The organism is Dyadobacter flavalbus, from assembly GCF_006149045.1.
In the GTDB taxonomy this organism is placed as follows: Bacteria; Bacteroidota; Bacteroidia; order Cytophagales; family Spirosomataceae; genus Dyadobacter; species Dyadobacter flavalbus.
This window is the reverse complement of the sequence record NZ_VBSN01000038.1, coordinates 44,790-64,445: the sequence shown is the minus strand read 5'-3', so window position 1 is coordinate 64,445 and position 19,656 is coordinate 44,790. Positions and strand designations below refer to the sequence as shown.

Below are 19,656 nucleotides of genomic sequence, written 5' to 3'. Positions count from 1 at the left end.
ATGTTTTACAGGGTGATGGCGGTTTGCTGTTTTACGTCATGAAGCACAATGACGCTGCTTTCTATATTGACATTTCTGATCTTGGAAATTTCCAGCAGCAGCCGGTCGTATTCCTTGATGTTTTCCACGATGACTTTCAGCTGATAATCAATCGGGCCGGCAAGATGATAGCATTCGAGCACCTGCGGCATTTCCCGGATGTGTTCTTCAAAACCGGCGATGTTTTCGGCTGTGTAAACCGGCATGCGGATGTTGACAAAAACGGTTTGTCCGCGCCCTACCTTTTCCTGATCCACCAATGCCACATAACCTTTTATCACGCCTTCCCTTTCCATCCGCTTGATCCGTTCAAAAACGGGCGTTGTACTCATTTCCAGCGTTTCGGCCAGTTCCTTGATCGTGAGCTTGGCATTTTTCTGAAGCAGGTTCAGAATTTTCTTATCGGGTTCGTCTGTCATATTCCTGTTGAGTATGGTTAAAAGGCAACATATTCTGCCATTTACAGCAATTTAGGAATATTATTACCAATATTCTATGATTTGCAGCATTTTAATCTAATTTTGGATCAGTTAATCAATTTTGTAAATGGACAAAGCCATTATACTTACTGCCGGCCTGCTTGCTACGGCAGATGCAAAAACCGCACACGGACTGATCCGCGAAAGCGAGCGTTTTCTAATAACCGGCGTCATTGACACCAAGCATGCCGGCATGGATGCGGGAATAGTGCTCGACGGAAAGCACCGGAACATTCCTGTATTCCCCAGCGTTGAAGATGCCTTGCTCACCGGCGCCCAATATTGCATCATTGGTGTAGCTACGACGGGCGGACGATTTCCGGATTTTATGCTGCAAATGGTAAAAACGGCCATTGAAAACGGACTGTCCATTGTCAACGGACTGCATGATTACCTTTCCGAGCGGCCGGATATTTCAGAACTTGCCAGACTGCACCATGTACAGCTAACCGATATCCGTAAACCAAGAAAATTTGCGGATCTGCATTTCTGGACGGGCGAAATCCTGCATTTGAAAACACCCGTAGTGGCCATTATGGGAACCGACTGCGCACTTGGAAAACGTACGACGACCAGATTGCTCATGAAATCCTGTTCGGATGCCGGACTGGATACGCAGATGATCTATACCGGCCAGACGGGCTGGCTTCAGGGCGGCAAATACGGTTTCATCTTTGATTCCACGCTGAACGATTTTGTTTCCGGCGAGCTGGAACACGCCATTCTCACGTGCCATGCAGAAACTTCTCCTCAAATCATTTTTATAGAAGGCCAGTCCGCATTGCGGAACCCGAGCGGCCCGTGCGGGGCGGAATTTCTGCTGTCGGGTTGTGCAAGGCATGTCATTTTGGTGCATTCGCCCAAAAGAGAATTTTTTGACAAGGAACCGCATTTTGGCAAAATCCCGTCGCTGGAAACCGAAATGGAACTGATCGGATTATACGGCTCAAAAGTCATTGCACTTGCACTGAACACCGAAGACTGTACAACCGATGAAATGGAAAGCTACCGCAACGCTTATGAAGAAAAATTTGGCATTCCGGTTCTGCTGCCCATTCAGGAAGGCTGCGACCGCATGATTCCGGCTCTGAAATCCCTTCTGAAATGAACATCAAAACAGTACGCGCCTACCCAAAGTCGATTCCTTTAAAAAAACCGTATACCATTGCGCGCGAAACAATCCACACGGCTGAAATCATATTTCTGGAAATACATCTTTCCAACGGTATCTGCGGTAAAGGCGCTGCCAATCCTGATCCGGAAGTGATCGGCGAAACCCATCTGCAGACGCTCGCTAACCTCCATTCGGACGAGGTGCAAAGCGGACTTGCCGGAAAAGATATCCGGGAATTTCATGCGCTCATTAGCCATTTCAGAAAATTATATCCGCAGTTTCCGGCAACCATGGCAGCCATTGATATAGCACTGCACGATGCTTTCGGAAAATGGATCGGGTTGCCGATTGTCGATTTCTACGGCCGCCATCACAGCAAAATGCTTACTTCAGTTACAATCGGCATCAAAGACGTTGCGGCCACATTGCAGGAAGCACAGGAATACAAATCGCAGGGTTTTAAGGTATTGAAAGTAAAAACAGGCATTGATGCCGAAGAAGATGCGGAGCGGATCATCCGTTTGTTCGAGACATTTGGTGATTACTTTACCATCCGGGTGGATGCCAATGAAGGCTACACCGCAGAAAACCTCCGTTATTTCCTGGATAAAACTTCATTCCTGCCGCTTGAACTCACCGAGCAGCCGTTTCATCCGCGCATGAACATGGAACTGATGCAGTTTCCCGAGCCAATCAGAAAAAAACTGGCAGCGGATGAATCGTTGAAAGATGCGAGAACAGCCTTGCAGCTTGCGCAGGCCGGGCTTTTCGGAATTTTCAACATCAAACTCATGAAATGCGGCGGCATAACGGCCGCTTTTGAAATAGAAAGCATTGCCCGGCAAGCCGACATTGCGCTTTTCTGGGGCTGCAATGACGAAAGCAGCATCAGTATTTCCGCAGCCCTTCATGCCGCATTTGCCTGTGCCCACACCCGTTACCTTGATCTGGACGGCAGTTTTGATCTGCTGGAAGACAGCGATCACAGCGGTTTCATCCTGGAAGACGGTTCCCTTTCCATTCTTTCCAGACCGGGCATTTCATGAGCAGCAATTCCTTAAAACCATCCATAAATCCGGTTTCGGCCATATTTCTGGTTGTCAGCGCCATTGTCGGTTCCGGGATTTACAAAAAAGTAGCGCCGATGACAGCTGAACTGCATTCTCCGTCGCTCGTGCTGCTTTGCTGGGCGCTCGCCGGTGCGCTGAGCCTGATGGGTGCCATGAGTAATGCCGAACTGGCCTCCATGATGCCGGGTTCCGGGGGCGAATACATTTACTTTCGTAAGATATACGGCAAGTTTTTCTCTTTTCTGTACGGCTGGGGAAGTTTTGCAGTCATGAAAACGGCCACGATTGCGGCACTTGCCCACGTTTTTTCAGAATCCATTCATGAAATTATTCCGGGCCTGCATATGCTTGGAAACGCCAGCATCCAGATCATTGCTTCGTTGCTGATCCTTTTCCTGAGCTATGTAAATCACCGCGGCGTACATTTCGGCGAGAAACTGAGCACTTATTTTATTGCAGGCATTGTGTTGTCCATTCTGGCTTTTGTGGTACTTGCGTTAACATCCGGAAAAGGGAATTTCGCACACTTTACAGCGACCAACACGCAGGTCCCGACCGGCTGGAAATTATTTGCCGCCATGTTTGCCGCTTCGTTAAGCGCTTTCTGGGGTTATGAAGGCTGGAACAACATCGGTTTTGCAGGCGAAGAAGTCAAAAACCCGCAGCGCAACCTGCCGCTGGCGCTGGGCGCCGGAACGCTCATCGTTGTTCTTCTTTATCTGATGATCAATGCCGTTTACCTGTATGTGCTGCCGGTCGGCCGGATAGAAAGCCTGGGTCCGGGCCAGATTGCAGCCGTTGAGGCTGCGCGTGTTCTGGGCGGCAGTTACGGCGCCATTTTGTTGTCCGTACTGATTGTACTTACCACGTTCAACTGCACCAACGGAACCATACTTCTTTCTGCAAGGATATTTTTTGCCATGGCAAGAGACGGCTTGTTTATCCGGAAAGCTGCTGAAATTCACCCGGTTTATCATACGCCTTCTTTTTCGATCCTTATGCAGGCCATCTGGTCCATTGTGCTCGTATGGTCGGGAAGCTTTGATGTGCTGACGGATCTGCTGGTGTTTGCTTCCTTTCTGTTTTACGGTGCCGCTGCTTTCGGCGTCATTCTGTTCCGTAAAAACAAAATGCCTCGTCCGTACAAGGTTCCGCTATGGATCCCGGCTGTTTTTTCCACTTTCTGTTTTGTACTTGTGATCGTCAGTACCATCAATCAGCCGATGCAGACGTTAACAGGGCTTCTCCTTATCTGCTCGGGAATTCCGGTATATTATTATTACAACCGGAAGCGGGAAATTGAGTAGCTGTTGGCTGTTGGCTTTTGGCTATTAGCTATTGGCTCTTAGCTTTTGTTCTTTAACAACAAACTATTGGCAACATGAAAAAACCAAAGGCTTAGGACTAAAACTTAATGGCTCGGTACTAAAACCTAACGGCTAAAAGCTAACAGCCAAAAGCTTTCCACACCTCGCTATGTTGTCATTGTATTAAATTCCCTCAGAAACGATTAACAAATTGCAAATATTCCGCATCATTGCATTTTAAAATCTTGCCATTTCCGGTTCCATGCCTTTGCAAACCGGCCTTCAAACCTGATGCTTTATGAAAAAGAACCTGATCTTTAAACTTGCTTTTGTTTTAAACCTGTATTTCGTTGGCCTGCATTCCGCTTTTGCACAGGGTGGACTTAACGTTTTGAAAATAAACAATGCCACGGATCTTCACCACTTTTTTGAATTTACAGGTAACGACATCCTGATCATTGCAGGCCATCGCGGCGGAATGGTCAAAGGATTTCCGGAAAACTCGGTGGCTACTTTTGAAAATACGCTGAAATATACACCGGCATTTTTTGAGATAGATCCGCGACTGACCAAAGACAGCGTGATTGTGCTTATGCACGATGCCACGCTGGAACGTACAACGACCGGAACCGGCAAGGTTTCGGATTACACGTATGCTGAACTGCTGAAATTCCGCCTAAAAGACGCCGAAGGAAATGTTACCGATTATTCCATTCCCACTTTATCCGAAGTCATTGAATGGGCACGTGGCAAAACCGTCCTGAACCTCGACCATAAAGATGTACCGCTGGAAATGACAGCAGCCATTATCCGCAAGCACCATGCGGATGCTTTTGTCATGCTGACAGTCCACAATCCGGAGCAGGCTCTTTATTATCTGAAAAATAACAAAAAAAGCATGTTTTCGGCATTTATCAGAAACCGGAAAGAATATGATGATTATGTAAAAGCCGGCGTTCCTTTTTCACAGCTTATTGCGTACATCGGGCCGCAGGTGAAGCCGGAAAATAAGGAACTATACGATCTGCTGCATCAAAAAGGCGCCATGTGCATGATTTCAGCGGCATCTTCCTACGATAAACTGAAAAGTGCAGAGGAAAGAAAAGCCGCATACTTGAACATTGCCAAAGACGGCGCTTCCATCATCGAATCCGATTATCCGATAGAAACGGCAGAAGCTGTAAAAGACCTTGTCAACAGGAAAAGCCCGAAATCCAGGTTTTTTGGTAAAAGCGAAAGCAACTGATCCGTTATTTTCAGAGCGGAAACATCAAGTAAAAATGACTTCCAGTCATCTTCTTTGCATGGCTGCCTGGCCTGTTAAAAGAAGTACGTTCCTGTATCCTGAAAATCAATCATGTCTGATCAAAAATTTGCCCTGTTGTCAAAAGCCGTTCTCTTATCCTTTGCTCTGGTTTTCTCCGGATCAAAAAACCTGAATGCACAATCGCTGGCTTCGCAGCCCTATTCAGAAGTTCCCTTGTCGGCCATCAAACCCAAAGGCTGGCTTAAAGACCAGCTGTTAACCATGCGCAACGGCACAACCGGGCATCTGGACGAAGTTTATGCAAAAGTCAAAAATGACAATGGCTGGCTTGGCGGTAAAGGCGACGGCTGGGAAGAAACGCCTTACTGGCTGGACGGTGCCGTTCCCCTCGCCTATTTGCTGGACGACAAGGAATTGAAAGACAAAGTGTCAAAATATATCAACTGGACGATTGATCACCAGCGGCCTTCCGGTTATTTCGGCCCGCTGACAAAGGATGAACGGGAAAAGAATATTCAAATCACACCCGAAAACTGTGCTGCCGGAGAAGACTGGTGGCCGAAAATGGTGATGCTGAAAGTGATCAAACAGTATTATCAGGCCACGAACGATCCGCGTGTTGTGCCGTTTATGTCAAAATATTTTCAGTATCAGCTTGCCGCGCTGAAAACCTGTACGCTCGGAAAATGGACCGAATGGGCACAGTCCCGCGGAACCGACAATGCCATGATGGCGCAGTGGCTTTACGGCATAACCAAAGAACCGTCGCTACTTGAACTGGCTTCCTTGATTGAATCACAATCTTTTCAATGGAGCGAATGGCTTGGTAACCGCGACTGGGTAATTAATGCCGCCGCACAGCAAAACAAGGACAAATGGATGCAACGGCATGCTGTAAACGTCGGTATGGCCCTGAAAGCACCTTCGGTAAATTACCAGCGGACAAAGGATGAAAAGTACCTGAAAAACCTGAAAACAGGTTTCAACGATCTGATGCATCTGCACGGCTTACCTATGGGCATATTCTCCGGTGATGAAGATTTGCACGGCAACGCGCCGACGCAGGGCGTGGAACTTTGCACGATTGCCGAAGCCATGTATTCGCTCGAAGAAATTATTGCCGTTACCGGCGATATCCGGTACATGGATGCGCTGGAAAGAATGACTTTCAACGCACTTCCCGCGCAGACGACCGATGATTACAACCATAAACAATATTTTCAGATCGCCAATCAGGTGCAGATCAGCCGTGGTGTTTTTGATTTTTCCCTGCCTTTTGACCGGCAGATGAACAACGTGCTCGGCATGCGCAGCGGCTACACGTGTTGTCTTGCCAACATGCACCAGAGCTGGACCAAGTTTGCCAGTCATTTGTGGTATGCAACGCCGGACAACGGCTTGGCAGCACTTGAATACAGCCCGAATGAAATCAAGTTGAAAGTCGGGGCAAGCGCAACCGAAGTGACAATCCATGAAGTAACGAATTACCCGTTTGAAGAAAACATCCGTTTTGATTTCACAATGCCCAAAGATGTTGCTTTTCCGATGCAGCTCCGAATTCCGGACTGGTGCGGGGAAGCCGTGCTTTCCATCAACGGAAAGGAACTGAGAAGAGAAAAAGGCGCTCAGATCGTAACGATCGACCGTACCTGGAAAAGCGGCGACCAACTCACCTTGCAGCTGCCTATGGAAGTTACGACTTCCAACTGGGGCAAAAATTCAAGAACCATAGAAAGAGGTCCGCTCGTGTACGCACTGAAAATCGGTGAAAAATGGAAAAAGGAAAATGACAAGGTGGAAGGCGATTATTACAGCGTTTTTCCTGAAACCGACTGGAATTACGGTTTGATACAGGACATTGTAAACAATCCGGCGGCCAATCTGACGGTCAGGAATGTAAAGCCCGTAGCCGGCAATTTTGTCTGGAACCTGGCGCATGTGCCTGTTGAAATCACCGCCTCCGCGAAAAAAATACCGAACTGGAAAGTGGTCGATGGCCTGGCCAGGCAGCCTGTTACGGACCGGGAAGGCATTTACAAAGGCGATGTAAACCCGGAAATCGAGAAAATCACGCTTGTTCCTTACGGCTTTACCAAAGTTCGGATTGTTGCTTTTCCGGTTGTGAAATAAGATAAAAACCCATCTGAAATTTACTTGATATTCCGTCGTGCCCAGCTGAAAATCGTTTCATAAACATCGTCGCGTACAGCCTTGCGTGACAAAATCAGATCGTGCATGCCGCCTTGCACGGCCTGAATGCTGTATTGTCCCTGAATGTTTCGGGCCATGCCGGCAATTTTGGATACGTTCAGGACAGCATCTGCCGTGAAAAAAGCTTCGCTCCATTTTTTCTCGTCCAGCGACCGGGCGGCATGCAGCACCAGCACGGGTTTGCCGATCTGCAGTCCTCCGGCAACTTTCTGCTGCGCATCGTACATGGCTTTTACCCAGCCGTAACTTACCGGCGGCGCCTCATGCGGCTTCCAGCTGAGGTTATAGCTCCATTCCCCGAATGCATCCTTGTGCAGACTTTCTCCGTAAAGCGGGTTCAAACCGGAATTCAGGGTTGTTTCAGGATGCTTTTCAGCCCGGTTCAGTATCAGCGAAGCGGGTTTTTTCTTTAAAACAGAATGCATTTCCGGATCAAAATACGGACTGTTGAGCAAAACGGCATCAAACAGTTCCTTTCCGGAACGCGCATCTGCATACAACGACGCGACAAGGCCGCCGAGCGAATGACCGTATAACAAAATCTTTCCGGAACCTTCGCTGCGCATGATATGCAGCACCGTATCAATATCTGCAAAATACTCCGACAGGTCGCGTACATCGTTCCGTTTCTGGTTGGCAAGCCACGAGCGGCCATATTTCCGAAGATCAACGGCGTAAAAGTTGTAACCTTCTTTAATGAAACGATCGGCCATTTCTTCCTGAAAAAAATAATCGTTGAATCCATGCACGTACAGAACGGACTTTGCCTGTTGCCCGGGAGCCGGTTTCCTGATGACCGTACAAGTTACGCTGCCTTCGTAATCAGGCGGAAAAACGATGGTTGCCTGTTTGAAACCGTTGCCAAGAATATCGCCGAAATAAGTAACCTGAGCGTCTGCATCAGGACAAACAAGCCAGGCCAAGATCAGAAAAAGAATCCCTTTTTTCATGTAATGCAGAACTGAAAACGGCTATAAAGATAGGACTGAAAACGCCGTTTTCCAGTACCTGAGGAAATTTTCATGCAAGTGGCGTTCGTGACTTACCGACCAACAAATAGCAAGATATAACGGACAATTTGGAGTAAAGAAAGGATTAATCCGGTAAAGTTGATATTACCAAAAAAAACATTCAATTTAAATCAACTTGTATTCCTTCATTCATTCACCATCTCCTGTTATTTTAAATGAAAAAGCTTCTGCTCCTTTTATCACTTCCCGTGCTTTCACTTGCACAGACGGCTCCGAATGCATTGTCGCCCAAAGCGGCAAAAATACACGCCAAAGCACTGACAATCGATACGCATGCCGATGTGCCGATCAACATGATGAAGCCCGGCTTTGACATTGCCGTGGAACATGATTATGAAAAAGACCGTTCGCAGATCGACTTCCCGCGCATGATCAGAGGCGGCATGGACGGCATGTTTTTCGCCGTTTATCTCGGACAGGGTAAACGTTCGGACGAGGCGACGCTGGAAGCCAAGCAAAAGGCACTGGCCATTTTTGATAAAATACACGAAGCCGTAAAACTGAACCCGAATGTGGCCGGTCTTGCAACGACTTCCAAGGATGCCTACCGTTTGCAGAAAGAAGGCAAAAGAGCTGTATTTATCGGTATGGAAAATGGCTGGCCCATCGGAAAAGACATATCCAACCTGAAACAGTACTACGATCTCGGCCTCCGCTATGTAACGCTTTCACATTCTTCCAACAATGACATCTGCGATTCTTCCACGGATGGCGACGGGCCGGAACACAACGGATTGAGCAAACTGGGTGAAGAAGTCGTCAAGGAAATGAACAGACTGGGCATGATGGTCGATATTTCCCATGTCTCCGATTCTACATTTTACGACGTGATCAAACTGACCAAAGCACCCGTCATTGCTTCGCACTCCTCCTGCCGCGCCCTGTGCGACGTACCAAGAAACATGACGGACGACATGATCAAGGCGCTTGCGAAAAACGGAGGCGTCATCCAGATCAATTTTGTTCCGGGCTTTGTGAAAAAACCTTCCCAACCGCATGAAATGTCACTCAAGGCACTCCGCCTGAAAATCCGTCAGACGGATTTGTCGGATGATGATAAAAAAGCGCTCCGGGACGAAATGAAGGCCATTAATGAAAAATACAAATCGGACATGCCGACGCTGAGCGAGGCTGTGGACCATATTGAACATGTGATCAAACTGACGAGTGTGGATCATGTCGGCATCGGTATGGACCTGGATGGCGGCGGGGAAGTAATCGGTCTTAAGGATGTAAGCCAGATCGGCGGAATTACGGAAGAACTGGTGAAACGCGGATATTCGGCCAAAGACATTGAGAAAATCTGGGGCGGCAATATCATGCGCGTTCTGGATGCCGTAGAAAAAGCAGCCGGGGCCATGTAAGTGCGGGTATTCAACGGATTATAAAACGGAGAACTAAAAAAATAGATACATTTTAAGAAATAGTTTAATAAAATTGTAATCTTACATACTCATTATCATTAATTGTACCTTAATAAAATGGCCAGGAAAACCGGGGAGCAAAAAACAGAACCAACAAACAATTCTGCTGCAGATGACATGAACAACAATCCGTACCTCGGATTGAATGCAGTGGAAACCATCAGCCGTTTTACAGATTTTGATATACATCTCTTTCGTCAGGGAAAACATTTCAAGCTTTATGAAAAACTTGGCTCCCATGTCATGGAAGTCAAGGGTGTAACGGGAACGTACTTTGCCGTATGGGCGCCCAATGCTGCCCGGATCTCCGTAACGGGAAATTTCAACGGCTGGAACAAGGAAAGTCACTTGCTGTCGTCCCGATGGGACAGTTCCGGAATCTGGGAAGGCTGGATTCCCAACATCGGCGTCGGTGAAGTTTACAAATATCATGTCGTTTCACAAAACGGTCATCAGCAGGAAAAGTCAGATCCCTTTGCATTGTGGTGCGAAGTGGCGCCGCGTACAGCGTCCATCGTTTGGGATACCTGGTACGAATGGCAGGATAATGACTGGATGCAAAACCGTCAGGAAAAAAACAAGCTGAATGCACCGATTTCCGTTTACGAAGTTCACCTGGGCTCGTGGCAGCGCGATCCCTCCGAACCGGAACGGTACCTTACTTACAAGGAAATAGCGCCGCAGCTTGTTGCCTACGTTCAGGAAATGGGCTTTACGCATGTGGAGTTCATGCCTGTGATGGAACATCCGTACCCACCGTCCTGGGGTTATCAGATCACGGGTTATTTTTCCTGTGCCTCGCGGATGGGAACGCCGCAGGAGCTGATGTATCTGATCGATCAGCTGCATCAGGCCGGGATCGGTGTGTATATTGACTGGGTTCCCTCCCATTTTCCGGGCGATGCACACGGGCTTTTCCGTTTCGACGGCACGGCGCTTTACGAGCACGAAGACCCGAGAAAAGGGTATCATCCCGACTGGAAAAGCTATATTTTCAATTACGGCCGCAACGAAGTAAAATCGTTTCTGATCAGCAATGCCATTTTCTGGCTCGACCGGTACCATACCGACGGGCTGCGCGTGGATGCCGTGGCTTCCATGTTATATCTTGACTATTCAAGAAATCACGGCGAATGGATTCCCAACGAATTCGGCGGACGTGAAAACCTGGAAGCCATTGCGCTGTTCAGGGAAATGAACGTGGCCGCCTATACTGAATTTCCTGATATCCAAATCGTAGCCGAAGAATCCACCTCCTTTCCGGGCGTGTCCAGACCCGTCTATGTCGGCGGACTTGGATTTGGCATGAAATGGATGATGGGCTGGATGAACGATACGATCAAGTATTTTGAAAAAGATCCTGCATTCCGCAAATGGCATCAGGACCAGCTGACTTTCAGTCTCGTATACGCTTTTTCTGAAAACTTCATGCTGCCGTTCTCGCATGATGAAGTCGTTTACGGCAAACATTCGCTGATCAATAAAATGCCCGGCGACGAATGGCAGAAATTTGCAAATCTGCGACTGATGTTTTCCTACATGTTTACACATCCGGGAACCAAACTCATATTTATGGGCGGTGAATTTGCCCAGACTTCCGAATGGAACTTCCAGCAAAGTCTGGACTGGCACTTGCTGGAAAAGAAAATGCATGTCGGCATGAAAGAATGCGTAAAAGCATTAAATCGTCTTTACAAGTCGGAACCCGCCATGTATGAATATTCTTTTTCAGCCAGCGGTTTTGAGTGGATCGATACGCAGGACCGGGAAAATTCAGTGCTGGTTTTTGCAAGAAAAGCCGCTGATCCGGAAGATACACTCGTCATTGTCCTGAATATGACGCAGGTTCCAAGAAAAGGATACCGCGTAGGCGTTACTTCGGAAGGCAACTGGAAAGAGATATACAATTCGGATGCCGTTGCATTCGGAGGAAGCGGAATCATAAATTATCACGCCGTTACCGCTGAAAGCCACCGCTGGCATGGCAAGAGCAATTCCATTCTGCTGGACCTTCCGCCGCTTGGCGCAGTGATCGTTAAAAAAGATCCTATTTTAAGAATTCATCCGGCAGCAGCGGCCATCATGGAAAGTAAAAGTTAAATCATTAACTTTTGTAATTATCAAGGCAGAGACAGGTTCTCTGCCTTATTTTTTGCACTTTTATTTACCTTTGAAAAACACATTATCTCAACACTTATGAAACATACACGCCTTATAATACTTTTTATATTTGCTGCAACTTTCTCCTGCTTCTCACAAAGTACTTCACGGGTAACATCAGGCATTGACCTGGGAACCGGCTACAAGGATAATGCATGGGTACCGTCCGTCATGTTCCATCAGGAATTAAGTCTGAACAATTTCCCCTGGTTCCGGATTGGCTGGGGAGTCCGCACATGGGGACATTATGCCAACAAAACCAATCTGGTTCCGCAAAGCAGCCGGTTTTCGGATGACACACTGAAATTCGGTAGGATTACATCCAATGGAATCAGTTTTCTCGCGGGTGCCAGTATCAGGCTCTGGAAATTTGATATAGGCGCAAATACCGATCTTTTCGGACTGGCCTTCGGAGCCAGGCGATCTGGCCTCTATACCAAATCCAGTTTGTTTGAAGGGGAAGGCGCCAAATATTATAATCAATACGTATTCAGCACGCCGAGTCTGGAAAACGCCCTGCCATTGCTACTCGACAAGCAGAACGGTCAGTCGGAACTCTTCGTACGTTTCTGGTTTACCGAACGCATCGGATTGAAAGCAGGCTACGTACACGGCAGAATCACCTACACTTCCAGCGTAAAGCTCGACAACGGACAAAAGCGTTTTTCGGCAACATACGGCGTGCCCTATGCGGCCTTATCGTTCCCGATCAGTTATTAGGAAATAAATAGCATCTGATGAAAGAAGAAAATCTGGTTGAATCCCATAAATATAACCTTTGGAAAAAAAGGCTTGAAACCAACGGTATGGATGTGCACCGTATTGACGAGCTGTACACCAGAAGAAACGGCAGCTGTGAGGTTTTGTTTTCATTGCTGTATACCGATGCCACCACGCCCGAAGGCAACAAAATTCCTCCGATCTGTTTTTTAAAAGGGGAAGTTGTCAGTGTTCTGGTGTGTTTTATAGATCAGGAAACAAGGGAAAAATACCTGTTGCTTGTGCAGCAGCGCCGCATTTGTGACGGTTCCATGACGTACGAGCATCCTGCCGGTATGCTGGACAGTGAAAGTGACGCAGCTTCGGTGGCCGCACGCGAGGTATTTGAAGAAACCGGAATCGTCGTGGAAAAAGAGGCGTTGGTGAAAGTCAATGAAAACCCGTATTATCCGTCAACGGGAACCAGCGACGAGGCCATGTATATGTTTTACTGCGAACTGGAACTGAGTACGGATCAGATAAAATCCTACCATAACACCACACAAGGGCTGATTTCCGATCATGAATTCATAAACACTTTTGTGGTGCCCTTTGCGGAAGGCCATCGTCTCATCACGAACGTCAACGGCTTGTTGCTGGACTACTTATACCTGAAAGATGTGGGCGACTGGGATTTATTGAAGCAGCTCTGAAAGCATTGCACATGCAGAAATTTATAAACAAATATCTTTCTGTATGCTTGGAAATCAAAATTGACACTATATTTGCACCCCGTTACCGGCATTAAGCCAAGCAGCACCCGTAGTTCAATGGATAGAATTTCGGTTTCCGGTACCGACGATATGAGTTCGAATCTCGTCGGGTGCACGCAAAGACATACCGAATGAAAACAAAACCCTGCGAATCAGTATTTGCAGGGTTTTTGTTTTTTTCCTGACAAAAGCCAAACATGTTACAATCTTTTGTTAGTCAAGTGTTTATTGTGTAACCACCTAAAAGCTATTCATCCATGGCTGCTTACAGATGAAAAGGATAAGCTTATACTTCTGCTGCATTATTTTATTAGGCTGCTGTTTAATCCATGCCTGCAAGCAAAAGAAAGAACAGAACAACATGGACGGCAGCCGGCCGGATTTACCGGTTGCATCCATTGCAGAGCCATATCATACAGGCAATGATACGGTTACAATCCGTTTAAGCAAGCCGCTGGAACAGCTCCGGGCCACGCTGGAAGGCCGGAATATACAACTCCTTCAAACGGACAGCACTCGCATGCTCGTACCGCTGCATGTTGACAAAGTGGGTTTATATCCACTCGTAATCAGCGGTTTGGATTCCAGGAAAGCTCCGATTTCCGATACGCTCTTTGTTGAAATCCGATCCGACATCAAGCCCCGCCGGATGCAGTACAGGCTACTGAACACTTTTCCTCATGCCGCAACCAGCTTTACACAAGGTCTGGAGTTTTCCGGTGACGCTTTGTTTGAAGGAACCGGCCTGAACGGGAAGTCCGGAATCATGCGGGTTGAGCCTGTTACCGGGCGCATTTTGCAATCCAAAGACTTGCCGGATGAATACTTTGGTGAAGGTATCACGGTTATTAACGATAAAATTTATCAGCTGACGTGGAAGTCGGGCAAGTGCTTTCGGTATACCCTGGATTTTGAACCCGACAAAACCTTTTCTATTTACACGCAGGGCTGGGGATTAACGCATAAAGATTCCACGCTGATTGTCAGTGACGGATCCAATCGCCTGTACTTTTACACGCCGGAATTTGAACCAAAAGGTGATCTGGCTGTATACGATGATAACGGGCCTGTATCCAAACTGAATGAGCTCGAATATGTCAACGGGTTTGTGCTGGCAAATGTCTGGGAAACGAACCGCATTGTTCAGATTAACTTACAATCGGGAAAAGTAGTTGCAGATCTACATCTTGACCGCCTTGTTCCTGCAAATCTGGGGAATCCGCAGTCCGACGTTTTAAACGGGATCGCATACAACAAAAAAGAACGGGCATTGTATATAACCGGAAAGAACTGGCCTGTACTGTATCAATTAAAAGTAAGTGATCTTTTAAAAAGCAACCCGGGCGGGCCGGTACTTTAACCAAACTTAACCACACCCTGCTATTCGGAGTAATCTATCCATGCAAGCGATACAGGTTTATTAATCCAGCGGTAGCTGCAAGACGTTCAGCCGGTTTACCAAATCAGGTCAGAAGCAAACGACCGCTTAATCAATATACTTTGGTAAATCCTTTACAACGGGTTATTTTAAGTCCGGCATCTTCCATCGGATCATATTATACCTCTCATGAGCAGATTTTACTTCTATTGCTTTCTCTTGTTTATTACTGCAAGCTGCAAAAAAGATGCCGACTTGCTTCCTGCCATCGAACAATTTGTGAAGAATGTAAAGGTTAAAGGTGCAAGGGAAGTCAAGTTTGATCATGAGACAAGAATCATTCAGATCATACTGCCTGCAGACTATACCGACGATCTGGTCAGATTAGACCTGGATATGTATAAAGGCGCCAGCTTGGTCATCAATGGAAGTGACAGCCTGTTTTCTGCTGAACAGGTGCAATTTCATTATAAAGCGACAACTTCAGTCGTTTTTAATGTCCAGAGAGACGATACAGGCTTTACCAAAGGGTACTCCGTACTCGTTGACCATCAAGGTAAGATCGATGCAGAAATCACTTCGGATGTACTGCTTTATCCTTTTATGGGCGATACAAGTTCGATCATAGCCAAGGTCAGGATAAAGGCAGGCGTCGGAACCATTTCAGATGATCTCCGAAGTCCGGAACTGCTGACCGGAACTTTAAGCGATCCGGAAAAAAGTTTCCAGATAACCGGTCAGTATAGCGTCTCTTCTTCACTCATTAATTTCATCAGCGACCGCGATATTCTCAATGCCAGTAATCTGCTATTTTCTTTGTCTTATAATGGCAAAAACTATACAATCCCGGTTCCAGTAAAAATATCCAGGGCACCGCTTGATGCCTATATACCAAGCCAATTTTTAAGTATACCGCTGACGAGAAACCGGCTTTTTACCATTTATGGTGGTTCCTTTTTGAAAGATGAGACCTACCGCGTCAAGATTACCAATGATGCGCAAACAGATCCGGTATGGATTGAGGCAACCTACAAGAACCGCGGCAAACTAACCTTCACAGTTCCTTCCCAGCTTGCCGAAGGGAACTATCTGATCAGCTATTATGAAGGCGATAATCTGATATCCAGCCAGAGTGCAAGTATTTCAGACAATTCGAAGGTGAAAACAGTTGGTCTTATCTGGACTCAGCAATCAGAATGTCCCAGCAATGATGTTCTTTATCAAGCACCGCAAAAAGTCAGGATCAAGGCCGGTCTGGATGTATATGCTGCTGCTTCTCCGTTCATTTTACAAGGCCAGTATATAGCTGTTGATCCTAACAAAACCCTTCCGGATCTGGAACTGAAAAATGCCGGTCATACCTATGTGATCAGAGCCAAAGTAAATGTGGATGCATGTTATGGCGATCGTAGTTACTACATTTATTACGGAGCATACACCATTCCGGCCCATGCCGTCGGCGGCAGTTATGAAGCAAGGTTTATTTATGCAGACAAAGAACACTCATTAACATACTGGAATTTTATTGAAGTGTATTAACAGCGTTTGTCTTATGAGGTTAGGATTGAGGATGTAAAAGCGGTTTGAGGAAACAACCAAAACTAGTTAAAAATGGCCTCGTTGAATACAACCGCCTGTCAGATCCTGCAAAAAGCATATACGAAATTTTTATTCCATAAAATTGGCAGTTCAGAATAGTCATGAGCCAAACAGCTGACGGCCTATCGCTCACAGCTGCACCATTCCGCCGGTTCTGTTCATGGTGGTCTGAAAAAGTTGATGGAAGTTCGGTCTTGCATTAGAACTTACAACTCACCGGAATCATTTGCAGGAAAATAAATGCTGAAAGTAGCCCCGTCACCGGGCGAGCTGCAGGCAACAATTGCTCCGCCATGACTTACTACAACTTTCTCGCAAATTGCCAGGCCGATTCCGGTGCCGGGATATGTATTGTGATTGTGCAGCCGCTGAAAAACCTGAAAAATACGGTCTGTATACATTTCATCAAAGCCTATTCCATTATCGGCTACATCAATCTGAAAGTAGCTACTGGCTGCGCGGGCCGGCTTAACATGTTGTGGAAGATCAATATCTTTTACCGGACTGGAAATTATGGAAATGACGGGATGCCCGCCTGGCTTATGAAACTTGATGGCATTGGAAAGTAAATTCTGAAACAACTGCAGCAACTGGGACGGATCTCCGTAAACTGAAGGCAGATTGCCGATTGTAATTTTTGCCTGCGTTTCTTCAATACTCATATCGAGAACGGTCAGTACCTGATCCAGAATTCTGTTCAGGTCAACAAGCTTTGTAATTTTCCTTCGGCTCGTAATCTGGGAGAAATCAAGGAGGTCTTTGATCAGGAAAGACATCCTGCCGGCAGCTGATTCCATGCGGTTCAGGTAATTCAGCTCATCCGACTGCGATTCATTCATACGTGTTTTTAGCAGGCTGGCAAACTGCTGGATTTTCCGGAGCGGCTCCTGCAAGTCGTGGCTGGCCACATAGGCAAACTGCTGAAGGTTTTCATTGGAGAGTTTCAGTAAAGAATTGGCTTCTTCCAGTTCTTCATTGATTGCCGCATACTCCATATTATTGGCCGTTAGTTCTTCATTGATGGTAGCCAGTTCCTCATTGATGGTAGCCAGTTCCTCGGTACGCTGCTGCACCTGTTCTTCCAGATTCAAAAGGAGCGTTTTCTGCGTAGTTATGTCCATGACGGAACCATCAATACTCAGCGGGTTGCCGGATGAATCCCACCGTACCTGACCATTGGTGCGAAGGATACGCTTTTGTCCGTTCAGCTGGTTTATTACCGTATACTCCACCTGAAAAAAGCCGTCGGACTCCTTGTCCAACGAGGCGGTTATATGCTGAAGCACCCGTTCCCGGTCCGCTTCCGGCACTACCCGGAGAGCAATGTCCAGATCGCAAATGGCAGGTATGCCGCACCAATCGGCAACCCGCGCGGAATTTGAGATCATGTTATCGGCAAGATTAAGGTTGTAAGAACCCAGCTCGGCGAGATCTATAACCGTCTGCAAAAGTGCACGATTTTCATCCAGCATTTTGTGAGCCGTAAATTGCCGCGTCACATCGATCGCAACCTGTATCATGCCCGTTATCACACCGTTTTCCACCAGCGGCCTGTACGAAATATCATAATAATAGTCATTCATTTCTCCTGCCCGCTTATGCCTCACCAATACCGCATTATGGTCAACGCTGATGCCTTCAAAATATACTTTCCGGGCCTGATTCCACGCATATTGCCCGTCCAGCTCAGGCATGACCGTCAGCAAAGCCTTGCCCATAACATCCTCTTCATGTCCGATGAGTTCCAGCATCGGCTGGTTGATCTGATCAATCACAAAATCATCCCCCTGCAATACCAGCGTAGCCGCCGGACTTTGCTGCACGACGTTTTTCGACCGGGCATTACCGGTTGCCGTTTTCTGACGGTGCGATTCCTGTGCGGTAACATCCTGTGCCAGACCGGAAATCCGCAGAAACTTGCCCGATTCGTTCATGTGTCCGCTTCCCCAGAACCGCACGCTTCGCAACTGCCCGCTGCCGGCTTTTATGATCCGGAAAGTCTGATCCAAGGCACCATTCGAATGGTTGTTAACGGCATCCTGATAAGCGTCCCGCAGACGCGCCAGATCATCCGAATGAATGTACTGGATGGCCCGTGTTAATGTCAGCTCCGGATTTCCTGAAATGCCAAACATAGCCTGACAGGACTTGTCCAATAAAATCCGGTTGCTTTCAGGATGTATTTCCCATACACCCAATCCGGCTGCTTTCAGAGCCAGGTTTACGTCAGGACGAGAACCGGATTGCTTCGGGGATTCAAGTGAAATTTCTTTACTGCCCATATTTACTCACTGCTATTACATTCTTTTGTATTCAGGACAGTAAATGTTGCCTTTAAGCAGTAATTAAAATATTGTTCCAATACAGGAAGCATGAAATACACATTTTGGAAATGGACAAACAGCATGTCTGTTTAATCAATTGACTTTCCGAAAATTTCAGGCTCCGGAGCAGGGCAAGGAAATATCATCTTTTAATATATATCATTCATTATCGGTGCATTAAGCTATTATTCGGGTTTCTTCTGCTTTTCAACAAGATCAATCCATAAATTCAGGAATTCGTGCGACAAATTGATCAATTCGGATGCATGACGCAACAGCATTTTAGATTTAAATTCCTCACTCTCATTATTTTTCTCACTGTTCAAAATTTCTGCTTCGTGCTTCTCCGTCAAGGCATCACTTCTTTTTTGATGCTGCTCAATAAGTTGCATTTCTTCATCACTGAATTTATTAGGAGTATTACGTACGGTCATAAAGAGTATAGTTTGGTCAACACAATAAAACAATTATTCCTACAATTTCAATTCCAATAATTTTTACAAAGTCTAAATTAAGGCACTAGCCTGATCTGTACCTGGGAGCAAAAACCGGGATGAATGAATGGTGTTTTACATACAAAAGGCAAATTACCAAGAGCATTTTAAATACATCAAGTGATCCTGTTTTTCTATGTACTCAGAGTCATGTAAGGAGCAAATCTGATTGAAGTTCAAGCATTGTCCTGCTTACCAATACCTCTTTGGTTGGCAGGGCATACAGCACGGCCATCTGCCATAAACTTGAAAATGTACTTTCCGGTCCGCCAATCCGGGTGTCGTGT

Annotated in this window: 15 protein-coding genes and 1 tRNA gene; 12 read left to right on the top strand and 4 right to left on the bottom strand. The window is 46.7% G+C overall.

From position 1 onward, the window contains the following. Positions 1-5: 5 nt before the first annotated feature. A complete protein-coding gene (locus FEM33_RS12095) occupies positions 6-458 on the bottom strand; it encodes an Lrp/AsnC family transcriptional regulator (protein WP_139012282.1) in 453 nt (150 codons plus the stop codon). A 127-nt stretch (positions 459-585) separates the two neighbouring features. Here FEM33_RS12095 and FEM33_RS12090 point away from each other — a divergent pair, with 127 nt between their 5' ends. From FEM33_RS12090 to FEM33_RS12070, 5 genes are all read left to right on the top strand, one after another. Continuing rightward, on the top strand, positions 586-1,626 hold the full coding sequence (locus FEM33_RS12090) for an N-acetyltransferase DgcN family protein (RefSeq protein ID WP_139012281.1): 1,041 nt from the start codon (positions 586-588) through the stop codon (positions 1,624-1,626). After that, positions 1,623-2,678, top strand: a complete 1,056-nt coding sequence (locus FEM33_RS12085; protein ID WP_139012280.1) for a dipeptide epimerase — start codon at positions 1,623-1,625, stop codon at positions 2,676-2,678. Before FEM33_RS12090 ends, FEM33_RS12085 begins: the two co-directional genes overlap by 4 nt. Further along, on the top strand, positions 2,675-4,009 hold the full coding sequence (locus FEM33_RS12080; protein ID WP_139012279.1) for an APC family permease: 1,335 nt from the start codon (positions 2,675-2,677) through the stop codon (positions 4,007-4,009). The genes FEM33_RS12085 and FEM33_RS12080 overlap by 4 nt, the downstream gene beginning before the upstream one ends. Before the next feature lie 298 nt (positions 4,010-4,307). Continuing rightward, positions 4,308-5,255: a glycerophosphodiester phosphodiesterase family protein gene (locus tag FEM33_RS12075; protein ID WP_139012278.1), complete on the top strand. Its 948-nt coding sequence runs from the start codon at positions 4,308-4,310 to the stop codon at positions 5,253-5,255. A gap of 111 nt (positions 5,256-5,366) precedes the next feature. After that, positions 5,367-7,406 carry a beta-L-arabinofuranosidase domain-containing protein gene (locus FEM33_RS12070; protein WP_139012277.1) on the top strand — a complete coding sequence of 680 codons (2,040 nt, stop codon included), beginning with the start codon at positions 5,367-5,369 and terminating at the stop codon, positions 7,404-7,406. A gap of 20 nt (positions 7,407-7,426) precedes the next feature. Here FEM33_RS12070 and FEM33_RS12065 read toward each other — a convergent pair whose 3' ends face one another. Beyond that, a complete protein-coding gene (locus FEM33_RS12065; RefSeq protein ID WP_139012276.1) occupies positions 7,427-8,437 on the bottom strand; it encodes an alpha/beta hydrolase in 1,011 nt (336 codons plus the stop codon). Positions 8,438-8,673: 236 nt separating this feature from the next. On the opposite strand from FEM33_RS12065, the gene FEM33_RS12060 reads away from it, so the two are divergent. From FEM33_RS12060 to FEM33_RS12030, 7 genes are all read left to right on the top strand, one after another. Then, complete coding sequence (locus FEM33_RS12060; RefSeq protein WP_139012275.1) at positions 8,674-9,882, top strand: dipeptidase; 1,209 nt, start codon at positions 8,674-8,676, stop codon at positions 9,880-9,882. A gap of 177 nt (positions 9,883-10,059) precedes the next feature. After that, positions 10,060-12,042 carry a 1,4-alpha-glucan branching protein GlgB gene (gene glgB, locus FEM33_RS12055; protein ID WP_229214248.1) on the top strand — a complete coding sequence of 661 codons (1,983 nt, stop codon included), beginning with the start codon at positions 10,060-10,062 and terminating at the stop codon, positions 12,040-12,042. 96 nt (positions 12,043-12,138) lie between these two features. Next, on the top strand, positions 12,139-12,822 hold the full coding sequence (locus FEM33_RS12050) for a hypothetical protein (RefSeq protein ID WP_139012273.1): 684 nt from the start codon (positions 12,139-12,141) through the stop codon (positions 12,820-12,822). Between the two features lie 17 nt (positions 12,823-12,839). Beyond that, positions 12,840-13,514, top strand: a complete 675-nt coding sequence (locus tag FEM33_RS12045; protein WP_139012272.1) for an NUDIX hydrolase — start codon at positions 12,840-12,842, stop codon at positions 13,512-13,514. 103 nt (positions 13,515-13,617) lie between these two features. Continuing rightward, a tRNA-Arg gene (locus tag FEM33_RS12040) sits at positions 13,618-13,689 on the top strand. Positions 13,690-13,935: 246 nt separating this feature from the next. Next, complete coding sequence (locus FEM33_RS12035; protein WP_229214212.1) at positions 13,936-14,934, top strand: glutaminyl-peptide cyclotransferase; 999 nt, start codon at positions 13,936-13,938, stop codon at positions 14,932-14,934. A 207-nt stretch (positions 14,935-15,141) separates the two neighbouring features. Beyond that, the gene (locus FEM33_RS12030) at positions 15,142-16,491 is read left to right on the top strand and encodes a hypothetical protein (protein WP_139012270.1); all 1,350 of its coding nucleotides are present in this window, start codon (positions 15,142-15,144) and stop codon (positions 16,489-16,491) included. 266 nt (positions 16,492-16,757) lie between these two features. On the opposite strand, the gene FEM33_RS12025 is transcribed toward FEM33_RS12030, so the two are convergent. Then, positions 16,758-18,833, bottom strand: coding sequence for an ATP-binding protein (locus FEM33_RS12025; RefSeq protein ID WP_139012269.1), 2,076 nt, complete (start codon positions 18,831-18,833; stop codon positions 16,758-16,760). A gap of 227 nt (positions 18,834-19,060) precedes the next feature. Continuing rightward, the gene (locus tag FEM33_RS12020; RefSeq protein ID WP_139012268.1) at positions 19,061-19,309 is read right to left on the bottom strand and encodes a hypothetical protein; all 249 of its coding nucleotides are present in this window, start codon (positions 19,307-19,309) and stop codon (positions 19,061-19,063) included. Between the last annotated feature and the right edge of the window lie 347 nt (positions 19,310-19,656).